Genomic DNA, 18,528 nt, shown 5'->3' on the forward strand with positions numbered 1-18,528 from the left:
CACGGGGCCATGGGAAACAATGGACGCTGAACGGATGAAAGGACTCATGCGATGACAGAGCGAGGTGCGGTGCTCCAGGGGCGCTACGAGCTCGACCAGATCATCGGCCGTGGCGGCATGGCCGAGGTCTGGCGCGCTCGTGACCGGCGCCTGGTCCGCGACGTCGCCATCAAGCGGCTGCGGGTGGACCTTGCGAGCGACCCCACCTTCCAGGCGAGGTTCCGCCGGGAGGCGCAGTCCGCTGCCGGTCTGAACCATCCCAACATCGTCGCCGTCTATGACACCGGGGAGGAACTGGACCCCTCCTCCGACGTGTCGGTGCCCTACATCGTCATGGAACTCGTCGAGGGCGTCACGCTGCGCGACGTCCTGCGCGACGGCCGCAAGGTGCTGCCTGAGCGTGCCCTTGAATTCACCAAGGGAGTCCTCGACGCCCTCGCCTACAGCCACCGCGCCGGGATAATCCACCGCGACATCAAGCCCGCCAACGTCATGCTGACGCCGTCTGGGTCCGTCAAGGTGATGGACTTCGGCATCGCCCGCGCCGTCGCGGACACGTCGGCGACGATGACGCAGACCGCCGCGGTGATCGGCACCGCGCAGTACCTGTCCCCCGAGCAGGCCCGCGGTGAGAAGGTGGACAACCGCTCCGACATCTACGCAGTCGGCTGCCTGCTGTATGAACTCCTCGTGTCCGAGCCGCCCTTCAAGGGCGACTCGCCCGTCAGCGTGGCCTACCAGCACGTCCGTGAGATCCCGGTGCCGCCGAGCCAGCTCGATCCCGAGATCACCCCCGAGATGGACGCGATCGTGCTCAAGGCGCTGGAGAAGGACACGAGCAATCGCTACCAGGACGCCAGGGAGATGAGCGCCGACGTCTCGCGTGCGCTCGCCGGGGAACCAGTACACGCGCTGCTGCCCGCCGTCGGGGCCGACCAGCCCACCCAGGTCCTGGCCAACCCGGCCGACTCGCCCACCCACGTCGCCCAGCGTGCCGCCGTGGCCCCCGTGCCGATCACGGCCGCCTCGCCCGAGGAGATCATCGCGGAAGAGGAGAAGAAGAAGAGCCGCAAGGGCCTGATCGCGCTGGCGGTGCTGGCCGGAGTGGTGCTCGTCGCGATGATCGTCGCCATCGCCATGATCCTCAACCCGCCCGAGCAGCAGCCGGAGACCGTGGCCGTTCCCAACGTCGTCGGTTGGACGGAGGCCGCCGCCACCGGGGCCATCACGGACGCCAGGCTGGAACCGGTGGTGGTCCCGGTTCCGGGCACCGAGCAGGACGCCGGCGAGGTGGTCGAGCAGAATCCAGCGGCACAGACCCAACTGGAACTGGGCAGCACGGTCACGATCTCGGTCAGTTCCGGGCCAGAGGTGCTCACCGTCCCGGCGGACCTGGTCGGGATGACGCGCGCCGAGGCCGAGCAGGCGCTGGAGGCGGCACAGTTCCCGCTGGAGAACGTGACGTTCTCCGACGCCGACCCCAGCAACCCGCAGCAGGAACCGATCGACGCGGAACCGGGAACGGTGACCGTGGTGGATCCGGCGCCCGGCGCCGAGGTCGGCCTGGACGACGAGGTCACGATCACACTCGCCACGGGACGCTCGCCGGTGCCTTCCTTGACGGACCGGACCCTTGAGGTCGCCAAGGAAGAAGCCATGGACGCCGGCTTCACCACCGCCCTTACGGTGGAGGAGGTGGAGACCAACGACGTCCAGCCAGGGCTGGTCTTCGAGCAGACACCCGCCGCCGGGGAACTGCTGGATCGGACCGGGGCCATCAGCGTGAAGGTTGCGAAGCCGGTCGCGCTGCCGGCGGTGCCCAGACTGACCGGGCTCACCGAGGATGCCGCGCGCCAGGCTGCAGCTGACCTGGGCTTCAAGACGGAGAGCAATCCAACCTACGCCAACGTTGACCAGGAGGGCCTGGTGATCGCGCAGGATCCGCCGGAGGGCCGGCAGGCCGACCCGGCCACGACGGTGATCACCATCGCAGTGGGGATGGTCCCGACCGTCCCGACCCTGACCGGCCTGACCGAGGCGGAGGCACGCGCGGCCGTCGCCGAGGCGGGGTTCACCTCCGACGTCCAGGTGACCACCGAGGTGACCGACAGTGAGCCAGCTGGGACCGTGGTGGATCAGACACCGGCCCCGGGAGACCAGCTGAACCCCGACACGCCGATCAGCATCGTCGTGGCCGAGGAACCAGCCGCCACCCAGAGCCCGCCCGACGGAAATCCGAGCGGTCCGCCGTCGGGCGAGGGTGGGCCGGGTGCCATCCTCCCGCCGGGCAAGTCCAAGAACGACTGAGGCTCAGGCCCGGGACATGTTCGCCCGCGTGATCGGCGTCAGGTCCCGGGCTCGCTCGGGCGCCCCTTCGTCGCCACAGCTGACCAGCCAGTTCGCGAGCATCTGGTAGCCGCCCTCGGTGAGGACCGACTCCGGGTGGAACTGCACCGCGGCCATCGGCCACTGCCGGTGCTGGACCGCCATGATCACCCCGGACTCGGTGCGGGCCGTGACCACCAGGTCGTCGGGGATGGTGTCCTCGACGATCGCGAGCGAGTGGTACCGGGTGGTGCGCAGGGGTGACGGGAGCCCGGCGAAAATGCCCTCGCCGTCATGGAACACCTCCGAGACCTTGCCGTGAAGCAGTTCCGGGGCGCGGTCGACGACGGAGCCAAGCGCCACCCCCATCACCTGCAGTCCGAGGCAGACACCGAAGATGGGCTTTGTCGGCCCGAGTTCGCGGACCACGTCGATGCAGACCCCCGCGCGCTCAGGCGTGCCGGGGCCCGGGGAGAGCAGGACGCCGTCGTAGCCGGCGTGCCACTCCGGCTGGCCGAAGCGCGGGTCGTCATTGCGCCAGACGTCGACCTCGGCACCGATCTCACCCAGGTACTGGACCAGGTTGTAGACGAACGAGTCGTAGTTGTCGACGACGAGGATCTTGGCCATGGCGCAATTCTTCCACGGCGGCGAGGATCAGCCGATGCGCGCCCGGGAGACGTTCAGGGTGCCGACGAAGGCGGGGAACTCGGCATTCTCGAAACGCGACTCGCTGTAGCCCAGTCCGTAGGCCTCGACGTACTGGAGGTAGATCTGGACGGGCCTGGACTCGGCGAGCGAGACCTCCATGGCATCGGTGGGGCCGATCGCCTCGATGACGTAGGGCGGCGCGTAGGGCACACCGTGCAGCACCACCGAGTTCCCAACGCACTTGATCCCCGTGGTGGAGATGACCCGCTGCCCCTGGATCGTCATCGCCTCGGCACCGGCAGTCCACAGCGCGTTCACCACCGCCTGGATGTCCTGCTGGTGGACGATGAGGGAGTCGTCGTCGACCCCTGCGGGGCGGATGTCCAGTGGAGCGTCAGTCAGCACCACGCGGAGCCCGGGGCCTGAGACCGGCACCGTCGAGGCAACCATCCCTGCGGCGTCCACCCGTGCGGCCAGTTCGGGGTTGCCGCCCTGGGCCTGGCTCAGCTCCTCGACGTCGCCGCGCAGGCCCTCGGCCTCGGCCCTGAGGTCCTCGTTGCGCTCGGTCTGGGCCGAGACGAGTTCCTGGAGGCTGGCCGTGCGCTCCGAGCGGAGGTCGGTCCCCCGCGCGGCGATCGCGGAGACCGTGATCATGAACCCGGCGAGGATGAAGATGCCGACGGTGGTGAGCCTGCCGAAGCCCTCGCGCTCCTTGCGCGGGGCCGCTGCCGGATCGTCGCTCATGGCGCAAGCCTACGTTGCCGTCGCCCGCTCGCCACCTCACCAGGGGGCCGATGGTGCTGTTTGTCCCGACCTCGATTAACCTGTTCCCCGACGCAAGGAGAGTGAACGTGCCCGAGTCCAAGGTTCGCAGCGACGCAAAGAAGAAGAAGCTCGCCAGGAAGTCCGCCGACGTGGCGGAGCGGCGCGCCGACAAGAGGGACGTCCTGGCCACCAACCGGAACTGGGTTCCGTGGGTGTTCATCCCGGTCGGGCTGCTCGGAGTCCTCTGGATGGTGGTCTACAACCTCGCCGGCAACTCACTGGGGTTCATGCGTGCGCTGGGGGACTGGAACGTGGTGATCGGGCTGGGCCTGATCATCGCCAGCTTCTCGTTCATGACCCTCTGGAAGTGAGCCTCGCCGGGAGCCCGCTCGAGGGCCGCAGCTTCGACGCCGTCATCTTCGACCTGGACGGCACCCTGATCAACTCCCACGCCGCCATGCTGCGCGCCTACGGTCGCTGGGCAGACGAGTACGGCGTGGACCTCTCCCTGTTGCCCGCCCTCCTCGGCATGCCGAGCGCAGTGACGGCCGAGCGGCTGCTGCCGCCGGAGCTGGTGGCGGCTGGAGCGGCGCGGATCGACGAACTGGAGACCACCGACACCGACGGCGTGGTTGCCCTGCCGGGTGCCCGGGACGCGCTGGTGCTGCTGGGAGGCCGAGCCGCGATCGCGACGTCGTGCACCTCGGCGCTCATGAAGGCCCGGGTGGCCGCCGCCGGTCTGCCCTTCCCCGAGGTGATCGTCACGCGCGACCAGGTGGAGAAGGGCAAACCTGCGCCGGACAGCTTCCTGCTGGCCGCCGAAAGGCTCGGGGTGGCGCCGGGGCGGGCCCTCGTCGTCGAGGACGCGCCGGCCGGGGTGGCCGCCGCGCGCGCGGCGGGTTCCGCGGTCCTGGGCGTCCTCAGCACCAAGACCGCCGTAGAACTGCATGCCGACGCCCACGTCGACTCCCTGGCCGACATCGAGTGGTTCCTCGCCGACGACGGGATCCGGCTGCGCTGAGGGGCCTGTCCGGTGGGGTGGGATTCCAGGACGCAAACCCGGCGTGTCGTGGACGGGGTTCGTCCATGACACGCCGGGTTTGCGTTCCGGTCCCAAGGTCACACGGGGACCGCGTCGACCGGGGCAGGACGGGACTTGCCGCTACCACTCCCGGCACCCGCGGAACGGTCCGGGACCCTGCGCAGCAGACGCATCGCGTTGCCGATGACGATCAGCACCGAGGCTTCGTGCACCAGCATCCCGACAGACATCGTCACGCCCCCCGCGAACACTCCGGCCAGCAGCGCGACCACGGTCACCAGTGCCACCGCGATGTTCTGCCGCATCACGCCGACGGTGCGCCTGGCCAGGCGGATCGCCTCCGGGAGCTTCAGCAGGTTGTCGCCCATGAGTGCGATGTCGGCGGTCTCGACGGCGACCGCGGACCCGGCGGCACCCATCGCGACGCCGATGTCAGCCGTCGCCAGGGCCGGGGCGTCGTTCACGCCGTCACCGACCATCGCCACGGTGTGGCCGTCGGCCTGCAACGCCAGGACCGCCTCCAGCTTGTCCTCGGGCAGCAGGCCCGCCCGGATCTCGTCGATGCCGGCGGCTCGCCCGATGGCCTCTGCGACCAGGCGGGTGTCACCGGTCAGCATCACCACCTTCTGCACCCCCGCGTCGTGCAGGCGGCGCACCATCTCCGCGGCGTCCGTGCGGACCTGGTCCGCCACGGCCACCACGCCGATGACTCGGCCGTCGACCGCGACGATCATCGGAGTCCTGCCGGCCGACGCCAGTTTCTCCGCTACCCGGGAGGCGCCCGCGTCGTCGGTGATGCCGTACTGCTCCAGGAGCGGCGGGTTGCCGACCAGCACGCGGCTGCCTGCGACGTCGGAGGCGATTCCCTTGCCCGGCACCGGTGTCACTTCGCCCGGCAGCCCTCGGTGGCCGACGCCCTCGTCGCGGGCGGTCTCGAGGATGGGCCGGGCCAGGGGATGCTCGGAGCCGGCCTCTGCGGCCGCGGCCCAGCGCAGGACCTCCTGCCTGTCCGACGACGGGTCGAGCACGATCACGTCCGTCAGCCTCGGTGTGCCCTCGGTCAGGGTGCCCGTCTTGTCCAGGGCGACCGCGGACACCTTGGCCGCCGTCTCCAGGTACTCGCCGCCCTTGATGAGGATGCCGCCGCGGGCCGAGCGGCCGATGCCGGCCACGATCGCCACCGGGATGGAGATGACCAGCGCGCCGGGGCACCCGATGACGAGCAGCGTCAGCGCGAGCACGACGTCCCCGGTGACCAGGCCTGCGACGAGCGCGAGGAGCATGACGCCCGGGGTGTACCACTTGGAGAACCTGTCGATGAAGGCCTGGGTCTTCGCCTTGGCATCCTGCGCCTCCTCGACACGGTGGATGATCCGGGCCAGCGTCGTGTCGGCACCGACGCCGGTAGCGCGCACCTGCAGGAAGCCGCCGCGGGAGACCGTGCCGGCGTAGACGGCGTCGGAGGCCACCTTCTCCACCGGAATGGACTCGCCGGTGATCGATGCCTCATCGACTGCGCCCGTCCCGGAGACGACCTCGCCGTCGACCGGCACCTTGGCGCCGTTCTTCACGAGGACTATCTCGCCGGGGTGGACCTCCGCGGCCCGCACCTCGCGCTGCTCACCGTCGCGCATGACGACCGCGACGTCGGGGGCCACGGCGACGAGCTCGGCCAGGGCGGAGCGGGTCTTGTTGAGCGTGGCGGCCTCGAGGGCGTGGCCGATGGCGAACAGGAACGTGACCGCCGCGGCCTCCCAGAAGTTGCCGATCAGCACCGCGCCGATCGCGGCCACGGCAACCAGGAGGTCGATGCTGACGTGGCGCACCAGCAACGCCCGGACCGCCTTGACGACGATTCCGTAGCCGGCGACGACGGCTGCGGCCAGCATCAGCGCGTCGGCGATCGTGAAGACCGGTGCGCCGGTGGCGTGCGCCCCGGCGTCGATCCACCAACTCGTGGTGAGGACCGGGTTCCAGGCGCCGCCGATGCGCCCTAGGGCCCAGGAGGCGGCGATGAGCAGTCCGGCTCCGGCGGGCACGGCCCACTTGCCGTGGACCAAGGATTGGAGTTTGTGCACTTCGTTCGTCCTTTCGAAGAAGTAGAGGGTTCTGGGTGGCGCCGCCGACCGGGCGCACCCGGCCGCCCGTGGGACGGCCGGGCGCGACGGGGGTCAGAAGGCCGAGGGCCTGGCGGTGTAGCCGGCCTTGGCGACGGCCGCGACGATGTCGTCGACGGAGACGAGCGACGCGTCGTGATCCACCTCGATGCGGGCCGAGGCGAAGTGGACCTCCACGCGGGAGACACCGGGGAGGCGTCCGACCTGCTTCTCGATCTTGGCGACGCAGGAGGGGCAGGAGAAGCCCTCGGCGCGAAGGACGGTGTGGGTGGTGGTGGCTGTGGTTGCCATGGTGGTGTTCCTTTCACTCGGTTGGATGTCTTGAACCTACGATCGGCGGCGACTTGGTTCCTTGACGCAGGTCAAGCCGCCCCGGCCCCCCCTCCTGGGACTTTGAAGCCCCGGTGGGTGACCAGCGGGTCGCCTAGCATGGGAGGCACCCGCGTCGAAGGAGTGCACCCCATGACTGACCGTCTGCAGGAACTGAGCAAGGCCGGCGTCTCCATCTGGCTGGATGACCTGTCCAGGGACCGGCTCGTGTCGGGGAACCTCGCCGAGCTGACCCGCACGCACAGCGTCGTCGGCGTCACCAGCAACCCGAGCATCTTCGCCAAGGCCCTGTCCGAGGGCGACGCCTACACCGAGCAGCTGCGCGGGCTCAAGGCCGCCGGCGCGGACAGCCCGGAGGACGTCATCACCACCCTCACCACCGACGACATCCGCGACGCCTGTGACCTGTTCCGCCCCATCTACGACGCCACGGGCGGCTACGACGGCAGGGTCTCCCTCGAGGTGGACCCGCGGCTCGCGCACGAGGTGGAACGCACCGTCGAGCAGGCGCACCAGTTGCACGCCCTCGTGGACCGCGAGAACCTGCACATCAAGATCCCTGCCACCGAGGCGGGCCTGAAGGCCATCACCGCCACGATCGCGGCCGGGATCAGCGTGAACGTGACGCTCATCTTCTCCATCGAGCGGTACGAGCAGGTGCTCGACGCCTACCTGAGCGGCCTCGAGCAGGCCCAGCGCGACGGCGTCGACCTCAGCCGGATCCACTCGGTGGCGTCCATTTTCGTCTCCCGCAACGACGTCGAGGTGGACAAGCGGCTCGAGGCCATCGGCACCGACGAAGCCCTCGCGCTGCGCGGCCGCGCCGCCCTGGCCATCTGCTGGCTGTGCCACGAGGTCTACCAGCGAGTGCTCGCCTCCGAGCGCTGGCAGGCCCTGGCCGCCGCCGGCGCCAACCGGCAGCGCCCGCTGTGGGCCTCCACCAGCACGAAGAACCCCGCCTACGCCGACGTGCTCTACGTCGAGGAGCTTGTCACGGCCGACTCGGTCAACACGATGCCGGAGAGCACCCTGATGGCCTTCGCCGACCACGGCGAGGTCCGCGGCGACACCGTCTCAGGCCGCCACCAGGAGGGGCACCAGACGCTGGCCGCCGTCCGCGCCGTCGGCGTGGATCTGGACGACGCCTTCCGCGTGGTCGAGGAGGAGGGCGTGGCGAAGTTCATCGAGCCCTGGACCGAGCTCATCGACACCATGCGCCAGCAACTCGACGCGGTGTGACCTCCAGGCGGTCCGAGGTCAGCGGGCGAGGATCACCGCGGTGCCGTAGGCGGTGACCTCGGAGACCGTCTCGGAGACCTGCCCGCCGTCGAAGGACAGCCCGACCACGCCGTCGGCGCCGGCCTCGACCGCCTGCGCGACCATGGCCGCGACGGCATCCTGCCGCACCGAAGTGTTCACGAACGCCATCTCCGGGTGATGGGCAAGGTCCCGCGGGCGGGAAACCACCCCGAACACCACCCCGACCACGGAGTGGATGCGCATCCCCGGGAGCTCGTTCGTGGTGGACACTGGCAGGTCGAACTGCCGGAACCGGGGGTCGCGTGGCTCGATGTCGGGTCCCGCCGTCGGGGGGATCGGCGCCGACGGTGCCGGCGTCAGCGCGGACGGGGCGGACGGTCCCAGGGGGCCACGGTAGGACGGGTCCCCGGCCGGCGCGAACGCGCCGGGCACGGCCGGGGGCTGCTGCGGGTGGATCATGGGCGCCAGCCTAGCGAGCAGCCGGGAGCAGATGGGCGACGTCGGCCCGGCTTCGCGGGAAGCGGAAGCAGGGTGTCCAACCGGTAGGATTCGGGTCGTGACTGACCAGACGCCCATCCCCACCAGCAGCGACTCCGAACAGACCGCCATCCGCAAGGAGAAGCGCGCCCGGTTGCTGTCGGAGGGCCGCGAGCCCTACCCCGCGGACCTGAGCCGCAGCCACACCCTGGCCGAGGTACGCCGGATCTGGGGGCACCTCGAGGCCGGTGAGGAGACCGACGACGTGGTCAGCATCGGCGGCCGCGTCGTGTTCGTGCGCAACACCGGCAAGCTGTGCTTCGCGACGCTGCAGGACGGCTTCACGCTCGACCACAACGGTGAGCGGCTGCAGGTCATGCTGTCGCTGGGTGAGGTGGGCGAGGAGAAGCTGGCCCGCTGGAAGTCCGACGTCGACCTCGGTGACCACGTCTGGGTCACCGGCCGCGTGATCGCCTCCAAGCGCGGCGAGTTGTCTGTGATGGCCACCGACTGGCGGATGGCCAACAAGGCGCTGCGTCCGCTGCCGGCGCTCCACAAGGACCTCTCCGACGAGGCGCGCGTGCGCCGTCGCTACGTGGACCTGATCGCCCGCGAGGAGGCCCGCTCCATGGTGCGCACCCGGGCCACCATCACCCGCGCCATCCGCGAGACGCTGCACGACCAGGGCTACATCGAGGTCGAGACCCCGCAGCTGCAGCTGATCCACGGCGGCGCCACGGCCCGGCCGTTCCACACGCACCTGAACGCGTTCAACCTGGACATGAGCCTGCGGATCGCGCTGGAGCTGCACCTGAAGCGGACGATGGTGGGCGGCGCCGACCGCGTCTACGAGATGGGCCGGGTCTTCCGCAACGAGGGCATCGACTCCTCCCACTCAGCGGAGTTCACCATGCTCGAGGCCTACATGAGCTGGGGTGACCAGCGGACCATCGCGCGGCTGATCCAGGACATCGTGGTGGCCGTGGCCGACGCCGTCGGCTCCCGCCAGGTGACCACGGACAAGGGCGTCATCGACCTCGACGGCGAGTGGCAGTGGCTCTCGATGTTCCCGGCCCTGTCGGAGAAGGTCGGCGAGACCGTCACCGTCGAGACGCCGCTGGCGGAGCTGCGGCGGATCGCCGACGCACACGACGTCGAGTACGACCCGGTGTGGCAGGCCGACAAGTTCGCCATCGAACTGTTCGGTGACCTGGTGGAGCCGGAGCTCATCCAGCCGACGTTCGTCTACGACTACCCCTCGATCGCCCAGCCACTGGCCCGGCCGCACCGGAGCGATGAGGGCAAGGTCGAGGCCTGGGACCTGATCATCGGCGGCATGGAGCGCGGCACCGGCTTCACCGAGCTCATCGACCCCGTCATCCAGCGGCAGGTCCTGACCGACCAGTCGCTGCGGGCCGCGGCCGGCGACGCCGAGGCGATGCAACTCGACGAGGACTTCCTCGAGGCGCTCGAGTACGGCGTGCCCCCGATGGGCGGAATGGGGCTGGGGATCGACCGGCTCGTCATGCTGTTCACCGGCGTCGGCATCCGGGAGACCATCCTCTACCCGTTGCTGCGCCCGCAGGGCTGACCGGTCAGGCTTCCGCGGACAGCGCCAGCAGCGCGTCCAGGTCCTTGATGGTGAGCAGGCCACGGGTCTCCTCGACCACCACGCCCGAGTCGGCGAGCCGCCGGAGCTGCCGGCTGAGTGACTCCGGCGTCGTGTCCAGCAGGGAGGCGATGTCCTTCTTCGCAAGCGGCAGCTTGACGCTCAACCCTCCCGGCCCGCGCTTGGCGGGCAGGCTCATCAGGTAGTCCGCGAGCCGCGAGGACACGTCGCCGGAGATGACCGACGCCAGGCGCGCCTCGGTCTCCTCGAGCCGTTGGCTGATGCCCTGCAGCATCCGCAGCCCGACGCTGGGGTGGCGCTCGACCAGCTTGCCGACGTCGGCGTGGCGGAACACGCACATGCTGCCGTCGTCGAGTGCGACGGCGTGGTGGTCCGGTCGGGCGCCCGAGAGGAACGCTGACTCCCCGACGAAGTCCCCCGGCTCCAGCACCCGCACGATCTGCTCGTGCCCCTCCGCGCTGATCCGCGTGATCTTCAGCCTGCCGGTGTGGACCACCATCAACTGCGACACATCGGAGCCGGCGGTGTAGATGGCCTCGTTCCTGACCATGCGGGTCGGCCTGGCGAGCTCGGCAACCTGCTCCTGCTCGCTGCGGGACAGCCCCTGGAACAGCGGCACCCGCGCCACGCACAGGTCGTCGTCGGGAATCACGTTCAGTCTGGTCACCACGTTGGCCTCCTCGGGCCATTATCGCCCCTGCCCCGAGCCGACGGTGGCGCCACCGCTCCGGTGGTTTGCCACCGCTCCGCCGGTTCGCCACCCTTCCGGTGGTTCGCCACCCCCACAGCGGTGGCGCGGGCGGCGGACGGTGGCGAAGGCGGCCGACGGTGGCGCGGGCGGCCGACGGTGGCGCCCACCTCCGCGCCGGCGCCCGTCCGGGAGCAAGAAAAGTCTCGACTCCCTCTTGATGAGTGAGTCCTCACTCATTACAGTTGCTCCGTGACCCGAGCCACCCCCATGCCTCCCGAACAGCGCCGCGCTGCCATCGTCGAGGCCGCCCTGCCCCTGCTGGCCAAGCATGGGCCGGAGCTGACCACCCGCATGGTGGCCGAGGCCGCAGGGGTCGCCGAGGGAACTCTGTTCCGCGCGTTCCCCACGCTCCAGGAACTCCTGGCGGCCACCTACTCGGCGTACCTGTCGGGCGAGCGGCTCGCCGAGCGACTGGCGGAGGTGGATCCGGGCGACACGCTGGAGGCCACGACGTCGGCGGCCCTGGGTGCGCTGGCCGACTACATCGAGTCGGTGCACTTCGCACTCCGCCCGCCGCCCAAGCAGCAGGGCGACACCGCACCGCACCTGCGGCAGGCCAAGAGCGACTACCTGGCCCGGATGTCGGACGTGCGTGATTGGCTCGTGCGCATCCTCAGCCCCCACACAGCAGAACTCAAGATCAGCCCGGAGAGCTACGCCCACTTCCTCATGACCCTCTCGATCGGCCAGCACATGGGCCGTCCCGCGGGGATCCAGATCGATGACATCACAGACTTCGCGCTGAACGGCGCCCGACGAAGGACCACCGCATGATCGGTCAACTCGTACGGTTGATCAACCGCTATGTCCGCCCCTACTGGGGGCTGATCACCATGGTCGTGATCCTCCAGGTGATCGCGACCCTGATGTCGCTGTACCTGCCCACCCTGAACGCCCGCATCATCGACGAGGGCGTGGTCACCGGCGATGTCGCGTTCATCTGGGGTACCGGTGGCGTGATGCTGCTGCTGTCCCTCGTGCAGGGCGCGGCCCAGGTGGGTGCGGTCTACTTCGGGGCGCGGACGGCAATGCTGTTCGGCCGCGACGTCCGCGGCGCGGTCTTCGGCCGCGCGCTCAGCTTCTCAGCCCGGGAACTCAACCAGTTCGGGGCGCCGTCGCTGATCACCCGCACCACCAACGACGTCCAGCAGGTCCAGATGCTCGTGCTGATGACCTGCGTCATGCTGATCGGCGCGCCCATCACCATGGTGGGCGGCGTCGTCATGGCGCTGCGCGAGGACGCCGGCCTGAGCTGGATCATCCTGGCCGCCGTCGTCGTGCTGGGCGCCGGCATCAGCCTCCTGCTGGTGAACCTGGGCCCGCTGTTCCAGCAGATGCAGACCCGCATCGACACCCTCAACCGGGTGCTGCGAGAACAGATCACCGGAATCCGGGTGGTGCGCGCCTTCGTCCGCGAGGACCACGAAGCCAGCCGCTTCGAGCGCGCCAACGCCCAGCTGACGGACACGACGGTCAGCGTCGGCCGCTGGATGGCGCTCCTGTTCCCGTTCGTCGGGTTCGTCATGAACATCTCGACAGTCGGCGTGATGTGGTTCGGCGGGCTGCGCATGGACAGTGGCGACATCCAGATCGGTCAGCTCACCGCCTTCATCGCCTACCTCATGCAGATCCTGATGTCGGTGATGATGACCACGATGCTCATGGTCATGGCCCCCCGCGCCGCCGTCTGCGCGGACCGCATCATGGAGGTCCTGGAGACCAGGTCCTCGGTCGCTCCCCCGGAGAACCCCGTCACACCTGGCATCGAGCGCGGCCACGTCGTCTTCGACTGCGTGAGCTTCGCCTACCCGGGTGCCGAGGAGCCGGTGCTCAAGGACCTCAGCTTCGAACTGCTCCCTGGCCGCACCACGGCCGTCATCGGCTCCACGGGATCGGGCAAGACCACCCTGGTGAGCCTCATCCCCCGCCTGTTCGACGCCACCGGCGGCAGCGTGCGGGTGGACGGCGTCGACGTCCGCGACATGGACCCCGACACCCTCTGGGCCCGCGTCGGGCTGGTGCCGCAGAAGCCCTACCTGTTCACCGGCACCGTGGCGAGCAACCTGCGCTACGGCAGGCCCGACGCCTCCGACGAGGAGATCTGGCGGGCGCTGGAGATCGCGCAGGCCTCCGACTTCGTGTCCGAGCGCGAGGGCGGGCTGGAGTCATCGATCTCGCAGGGCGGCACCAACGTCTCCGGCGGGCAGCGCCAGCGCCTCGCCATCGCCCGTGCCCTCGTGAAGGACCCCGAGATCTACATCTTCGACGACTCGTTCTCAGCCCTCGACGTCGCCACCGACGGCCGGCTCCGAGCGGCGCTGGACCCGACCATCAGCGACAAGGCGGTGCTGGTGGTGGCACAGCGCGTAACCACCATCAAGCGGGCCGACGAGATCCTGGTGCTTGAGCACGGGGAGATCGTCGGACGCGGTACCCACGAGGAGTTGCTCGCGGACTGCAGCACCTACCAGGAGATCGTCGAATCCCAGCTGAGCGCGGCGGAGGCAGCATGAGCGAGAAGAAGGCCACACCGGTCAAGGCCAACGCGCGCCCGGACGCACCCCCGCGCGGCCATGGCCCCGGTCACGGACCCATGGCCGGCACCGGCGAGAAGGCCGCGAACTTCAAGGAGTCCCTGAAGCGGCTGGTGTCAGCGCTGCGGCCCGAACGCCCCCGCATGATCGTCGCCATAGTGATCGGCGTCCTCTCGGTGGCCCTCGCCGTCGTCGGACCCAAGATCCTCGGCAGGGCGACGGATCTCCTGCTGGCCGGTTTCATCGGCAAGCAGATGCCCGGCGGCCTCACGCGGGAGCAGGTCATCGAGCAGACGATCGCCGCCGGCAACGAGCAGCTCGCGGATCTGCTGCGACGCCTGGACTTCGTCCCCGGCCAGGGCATCGACTTCGGCGCCATCGCCGGCGTGCTGGTGCTGGTACTCGTCCTGTACGTGGCGTCGGGACTGTTCTCCTTCCTCCAGGGCTGGATCCTGAACACGGCGGTGCAGCACAGCATCTACCGGATGCGCCAGCAGGTGGCCGCGAAGATCGACCGCCTGCCGCTGTCCTACTTCGACAAGCAACCGCGAGGCGAGATCCTGAGCCGGGTCACCAACGACATCGACAACGTCTCCCAGACGCTCCAGCAGACCCTGACCCAGATGCTGAACTCGCTCCTGATGGTGGTCGGTGTGCTGGCGATGATGTTCTGGATCTCCCCCACGCTCGCGCTCGTGGCGCTCGTCAGCGTGCCAATCGCGGTGGGACTGGTCAGCATCATCGGTAAGCGTTCCCAGAAGCTGTTCGCCCAGAACTGGAAGTCCACCGGTGAACTGAACGCCCACATCGAGGAGGCCTACAGCGGCCACTCCCTCGTGAAGGTGTTCGGTCGGCAGCGCGAGGTGGAGGCAGTGTTCGCCAAGCGGAACCAGGAGCTCTTCGAGGCCGGCTTCGGCGCCCAGTTCGTCTCCGGGATCATGATGCCCATCATGATGTTCGTCGGGAACCTGAACTACGTCGTGATCGCCGTGATCGGCGGCCTCCGCGTCGCGTCGGGGACCATGAACATCGGCGACGTGCAGGCGTTCATCCAGTACTCCCGGCAGTTCACGCAGCCGCTGACGCAGGTGGCCTCCATGGCCAACCTGATGCAGTCCGGCGTCGCCTCCGCCGAACGGGTCTTCGAGCTGCTGGACGCCGACGAGATGTCGCCCGAGCCGGCCGGCGACCTCCCCGCCGTCACCCGCGGGCACGTCGAGTTCCGCGACGTCGACTTCTCCTACTCCACTGACGAGCCGCTGATCGGCGGCCTGAACCTGGAGGCGCGCCCCGGGCAGACCGTCGCCATCGTCGGACCCACCGGGGCGGGCAAGACCACTCTGGTCAACCTCCTCATGCGCTTCTACGACCTCGACGGGGGCGCCATCCTCCTCGACGGCCTCGACATCTCGACGCTCGCACGCGGCGAGGTGCGCAGCAGGATCGGCATGGTCCTGCAGGACACCTGGCTCTTCGGGGGCACCATCCGGGAGAACATCGCCTACGGCCGCCCCGACGCCAGCGAGGAGGACATCGTTGCGGCGGCAACGGCGACCTTCGTCGACCGCTTCGTCCACACCCTCCCCGACGGGTACGACACCGTGATCGACGAGGAGGGCAGCAACATCTCGGCCGGTGAGAAGCAGCTGATCACCATCGCCCGCGCCTTCCTCGCAGACCCGGCGCTGTTGATCCTCGACGAGGCCACCAGCTCCGTCGACACCCGCACCGAGCTGCTGCTGCAGCAGGCCATGTCCGCGCTGCGGACCGGGCGGACGTCGTTCGTGATCGCCCACCGGCTCTCCACCATCCGCGACGCCGACCTGATCCTGGTGATGGAGCACGGGAGCATCGTCGAGCAGGGCACCCACTCCGAGCTGCTCGACGCCGAGGGCGCCTACTACGACCTCTACCAATCGCAGTTCTCGGCACCGGCCACGACATAATGAGGCCATGAGTCCAGCGCACCCCAGCCGTCAGGGATCCGGCCGTCTCCGGACCTGGCGGCCCGCGCGCGCCGGCGGGAGTGGCTGAGGCATGACTCCCGAGCAGCTCAACGTGGTCGTCCTCGGCGTCTGTGCTGTGCTGCTCGCCGCCGTCGCCGCGGTCCGCATCTCCTCCCGCAGCGGGATGCCAAGCATGCTGCTCTACCTGGCGATCGGCCTGCTACTGGGCGAGGCCGGCATCGGGATCCGGTTCGACGACGGGCAGCTCGCCTACAACCTCGCCACCTTGATGCTCGCCCTGCTCCTGGCCGACGGCGGCTTCACCACCGACTGGAAGCACCTGCGCCCGGTGGCGCTCAGGGCGGGACTGCTGGCATCCGTCGGAGTCATGCTCTCGGTCACCATCACAGCCACCCTGGCCATGTGGATCCTCGGGCTGGACCTGCGGACCGCCATCCTGCTCTCCGCCATCGTCTCCTCCACCGACGCCGCCGCCACCTTCGCAGTGCTCCGCCGGCTACCAATCAAGGACAAGGTCCGCACCCAGCTCGAGGGCGAGTCCGGCTTCAACGACCCCCCGGCGATCATCATCGTCTCGGTGGTGGTCTCCGACGCCTGGAACCAGGGCTCGGTACTGCAGATGGTGGGCACCGGCCTCTACCAGCTGGTGGGCGGGACGCTGATAGGCATCCTCATCGGCCGCCTGGGCCAGGTCCTGCTGAACCGGGTCTCGCTGCCGTCGTCGGGCCTGTACCCGTTGGCGACGGTGTCCATCACGCTCGTTGCGTTCGCCGTGGGAGGGATCGCGGGCACCTCCGGTTTGTTGTCGGCCTATGCGTCCGGGCTGTGGCTCGGCAACCAGCCGCTGCCACACAAGCAGACGACGAGGGGCTTCACCGAGTCACTCGGCTGGCTGGCCCAGATCGGGCTGTTCGTGATGCTGGGGCTGCTCGCCTCGCCGGCCAGCATCCCCGCAGCCATCGTGCCCGCCCTCGTCATCGGTGGCGCGCTCACGTTCATCGCCCGGCCGTTGGCCGTCGCCGTGATCCTGACGCCGTTCCGCACCGGCTGGCGGGAACAGGCGTTCACCTCCTGGGCCGGATTGCGCGGCGCGGTGCCCATCATGCTCGCCACCATCCCGCTGACGACGGGGATGGCGGGTGCGACGCACATGTTCCACGTCATCTTCGTGCTGGTGCTGTTCTTCACCCTGCTCCAGGGCCCGACCCTGCCGCTCGCGGCCCGGCTGACCGGCGTCACGGAGGAACTGGCGCCCACCGAGGTCCAGTTCGACTCCTCGCCGCTGGAGGGGATCAACGCTTCCCTGCTCCAGTTCGTCGTCCCCCACGCCAGCAAGCTGGTGGGCCTGTACGTCGCTGACCTGCGGCTCCCCCACGGGGCCATGATCACCATGGTCATCCGCGACAAGGTGGTGCTGGTCCCCGACGGGAAGATGCGACTCCGCGGCGACGACCACCTGCTGATCGCGGTGCCCAACGGCCAGCTCCGCGCCACCCAGGACCGGTTGCGGCTGTTGTCCCAGCACGGGCAGCTGGCCCGCTGGGTGGCGAACGTGCGCCGTCGGACCGCGCCCGCGGACCCGACCCGCTGAGCCCGTCAACGGTCTCGACACGCCGACTCGTCCCTCGCCAGCTACTCGACCAGCGGAGAGCCAGCACGAGCGGCGACCCCTCCCGCTGTTCGAGTAGGAGCCGCGAGGAACGAGCGGCGACGTGTCGAGATCACACCCGCGTCCCAACGGTCTCGACACAGTGAGGATGATGGTGGGGGGATCCCGGTCCGGTTTGTTCTGACTCTTCTCGACACTGACACCCTGTGCGGGTTGTCCTCACCGCGATTTGTCGACCGTCCCGGGCCGGGACCCCTTGCGCACCTCGCTGGCGAGCGTCGTGACTTGATAGGAGCCTGGCCTTAGGTGCCTCATCACTGTGTTGTCCGCATCGCCTGCTGGTGGGTGCCGCCCGGTATCAGCGCTTGTTGAAAGGACGGAAACACCATGACCACAATGTCACAGCCAAGGCCGGTTTCCCAGACCGTGGTGGGTGGTATCGACACCCACCAGGACACCCACACCGCAGCCGCCCTCACCAGCCAGGGTGTGCTGCTGGGGTGGCGCCAGTTCCCCGCGAACCCATCCGGATACGCCCAGCTGCATGCCTGGTTGGGCAGCCACGGCCAACTCCTCAGCGTCGGGATCGAGGGCACCGGCGCCTACGGAGCCGGCCTGGCCCGGCACCTGCGCGCCACCGGCACCCAGGTGGTCGAGGTCGACCGCCCCGACCGCACCGACCGCCGGCAACGCGGCAAGTCAGACCCCATCGACGCAGAGAACGCAGCCCGGGCGGTGATCTCCACCCGAGCCACCGGCACCCCAAAGGACCGCGACTCCCACGTCGAAGCGTTACGGAACCTGCACGTTGCAAGAAGGGCAGCCATCCAGCACCGCGCCGACCTGCAGCGCCGCATCAAGACCCTGATCGTCACCGCACCCGACCAACTCCGCGAACAACTGCGCCACCTCCGCCTCGCTGAACTGATCCGCACCTGCCAGAAACTGCGCCCTGAATCACCCCGGCATGTCCGGAGACTCATGTTGTTGTGAGCTCTGCGGGTTGCAGGGCTGGTTCTGAATCGTAGTGGAGGGCTTCGAGGTCGGCTGGTGGGATGTCGCCGCAGTAC

Annotated in this window: 16 protein-coding genes; 10 read left to right on the forward strand and 6 right to left on the reverse strand. The window is 69.3% G+C overall.

Annotation, left to right across the window (positions count from 1 at the left end; genetic code table 11):
* Window positions 1-51 precede the first annotated feature (51 nt).
* Entirely contained in the window at window positions 52-2,307 is a 2,256-nt protein-coding gene (pknB, locus tag LKO27_RS14380) for a Stk1 family PASTA domain-containing Ser/Thr kinase (RefSeq protein WP_227738202.1), read from the forward strand.
* Between the two features lie 3 nt (window positions 2,308-2,310).
* Here the strand turns inward: pknB and LKO27_RS14385 are convergent, their stop codons facing one another.
* Window positions 2,311-2,955 carry an aminodeoxychorismate/anthranilate synthase component II gene (locus LKO27_RS14385; protein ID WP_227738203.1) on the reverse strand — a complete coding sequence of 215 codons (645 nt, stop codon included), beginning with the start codon at window positions 2,953-2,955 and terminating at the stop codon, window positions 2,311-2,313.
* 27 nt (window positions 2,956-2,982) lie between these two features.
* Complete coding sequence (locus LKO27_RS14390; protein ID WP_227738204.1) at window positions 2,983-3,720, reverse strand: DUF881 domain-containing protein; 738 nt, start codon at window positions 3,718-3,720, stop codon at window positions 2,983-2,985.
* A 107-nt stretch (window positions 3,721-3,827) separates the two neighbouring features.
* Here LKO27_RS14390 and LKO27_RS14395 point away from each other — a divergent pair, with 107 nt between their 5' ends.
* Together LKO27_RS14395 and LKO27_RS14400 are read left to right on the forward strand one after the other, a co-directional pair.
* Entirely contained in the window at window positions 3,828-4,112 is a 285-nt protein-coding gene (locus tag LKO27_RS14395; protein WP_227738205.1) for a cell division protein CrgA, read from the forward strand.
* A complete protein-coding gene (locus LKO27_RS14400) occupies window positions 4,109-4,762 on the forward strand; it encodes an HAD-IA family hydrolase (RefSeq protein WP_227738206.1) in 654 nt (217 codons plus the stop codon). Before LKO27_RS14395 ends, LKO27_RS14400 begins: the two co-directional genes overlap by 4 nt.
* Window positions 4,763-4,860: 98 nt before the next feature.
* Here LKO27_RS14400 and LKO27_RS14405 read toward each other — a convergent pair whose 3' ends face one another.
* Both LKO27_RS14405 and LKO27_RS14410 read right to left on the reverse strand, forming a co-directional pair.
* Window positions 4,861-6,861 (reverse strand): cation-translocating P-type ATPase, encoded by a 2,001-nt coding sequence (locus tag LKO27_RS14405; RefSeq protein WP_227738207.1) that lies wholly within the window; start codon window positions 6,859-6,861, stop codon window positions 4,861-4,863.
* Window positions 6,862-6,954: 93 nt separating this feature from the next.
* On the reverse strand, window positions 6,955-7,191 hold the full coding sequence (locus LKO27_RS14410) for a heavy-metal-associated domain-containing protein (protein ID WP_227738208.1): 237 nt from the start codon (window positions 7,189-7,191) through the stop codon (window positions 6,955-6,957).
* A 171-nt stretch (window positions 7,192-7,362) separates the two neighbouring features.
* Between LKO27_RS14410 and tal the strand changes: the two genes are divergently transcribed.
* Window positions 7,363-8,469 carry a transaldolase gene (tal, locus tag LKO27_RS14415; RefSeq protein ID WP_227738209.1) on the forward strand — a complete coding sequence of 369 codons (1,107 nt, stop codon included), beginning with the start codon at window positions 7,363-7,365 and terminating at the stop codon, window positions 8,467-8,469.
* Between the two features lie 18 nt (window positions 8,470-8,487).
* Here the strand turns inward: tal and LKO27_RS14420 are convergent, their stop codons facing one another.
* Window positions 8,488-8,949 carry a heavy metal-binding domain-containing protein gene (locus LKO27_RS14420; RefSeq protein ID WP_227738210.1) on the reverse strand — a complete coding sequence of 154 codons (462 nt, stop codon included), beginning with the start codon at window positions 8,947-8,949 and terminating at the stop codon, window positions 8,488-8,490.
* Window positions 8,950-9,046: 97 nt separating this feature from the next.
* Here LKO27_RS14420 and lysS point away from each other — a divergent pair, with 97 nt between their 5' ends.
* Entirely contained in the window at window positions 9,047-10,558 is a 1,512-nt protein-coding gene (lysS, locus tag LKO27_RS14425) for a lysine--tRNA ligase (RefSeq protein ID WP_227738211.1), read from the forward strand.
* Window positions 10,559-10,562: 4 nt separating this feature from the next.
* Here lysS and LKO27_RS14430 read toward each other — a convergent pair whose 3' ends face one another.
* Window positions 10,563-11,267: a Crp/Fnr family transcriptional regulator gene (locus LKO27_RS14430; protein WP_227738212.1), complete on the reverse strand. Its 705-nt coding sequence runs from the start codon at window positions 11,265-11,267 to the stop codon at window positions 10,563-10,565.
* 270 nt (window positions 11,268-11,537) lie between these two features.
* Here LKO27_RS14430 and LKO27_RS14435 point away from each other — a divergent pair, with 270 nt between their 5' ends.
* From LKO27_RS14435 to LKO27_RS14455, 5 genes are all read left to right on the forward strand, one after another.
* On the forward strand, window positions 11,538-12,122 hold the full coding sequence (locus LKO27_RS14435; RefSeq protein ID WP_227738213.1) for a TetR/AcrR family transcriptional regulator: 585 nt from the start codon (window positions 11,538-11,540) through the stop codon (window positions 12,120-12,122).
* Entirely contained in the window at window positions 12,119-13,861 is a 1,743-nt protein-coding gene (locus LKO27_RS14440) for an ABC transporter ATP-binding protein (RefSeq protein WP_227738214.1), read from the forward strand. The genes LKO27_RS14435 and LKO27_RS14440 overlap by 4 nt, the downstream gene beginning before the upstream one ends.
* Window positions 13,858-15,828 (forward strand): ABC transporter ATP-binding protein, encoded by a 1,971-nt coding sequence (locus tag LKO27_RS14445; RefSeq protein WP_370630043.1) that lies wholly within the window; start codon window positions 13,858-13,860, stop codon window positions 15,826-15,828. The genes LKO27_RS14440 and LKO27_RS14445 overlap by 4 nt, the downstream gene beginning before the upstream one ends.
* A gap of 91 nt (window positions 15,829-15,919) precedes the next feature.
* A complete protein-coding gene (locus tag LKO27_RS14450) occupies window positions 15,920-17,440 on the forward strand; it encodes a potassium/proton antiporter (protein WP_227738215.1) in 1,521 nt (506 codons plus the stop codon).
* Window positions 17,441-17,854: 414 nt separating this feature from the next.
* On the forward strand, window positions 17,855-18,451 hold the full coding sequence (locus LKO27_RS14455; RefSeq protein ID WP_227738216.1) for a transposase: 597 nt from the start codon (window positions 17,855-17,857) through the stop codon (window positions 18,449-18,451).
* Window positions 18,452-18,528: the final 77 nt, after the last annotated feature.

Source organism: Tessaracoccus sp. OS52 (genome assembly GCF_020687685.1).
Lineage (GTDB): Bacteria > Actinomycetota > Actinomycetes > Propionibacteriales > Propionibacteriaceae > Arachnia.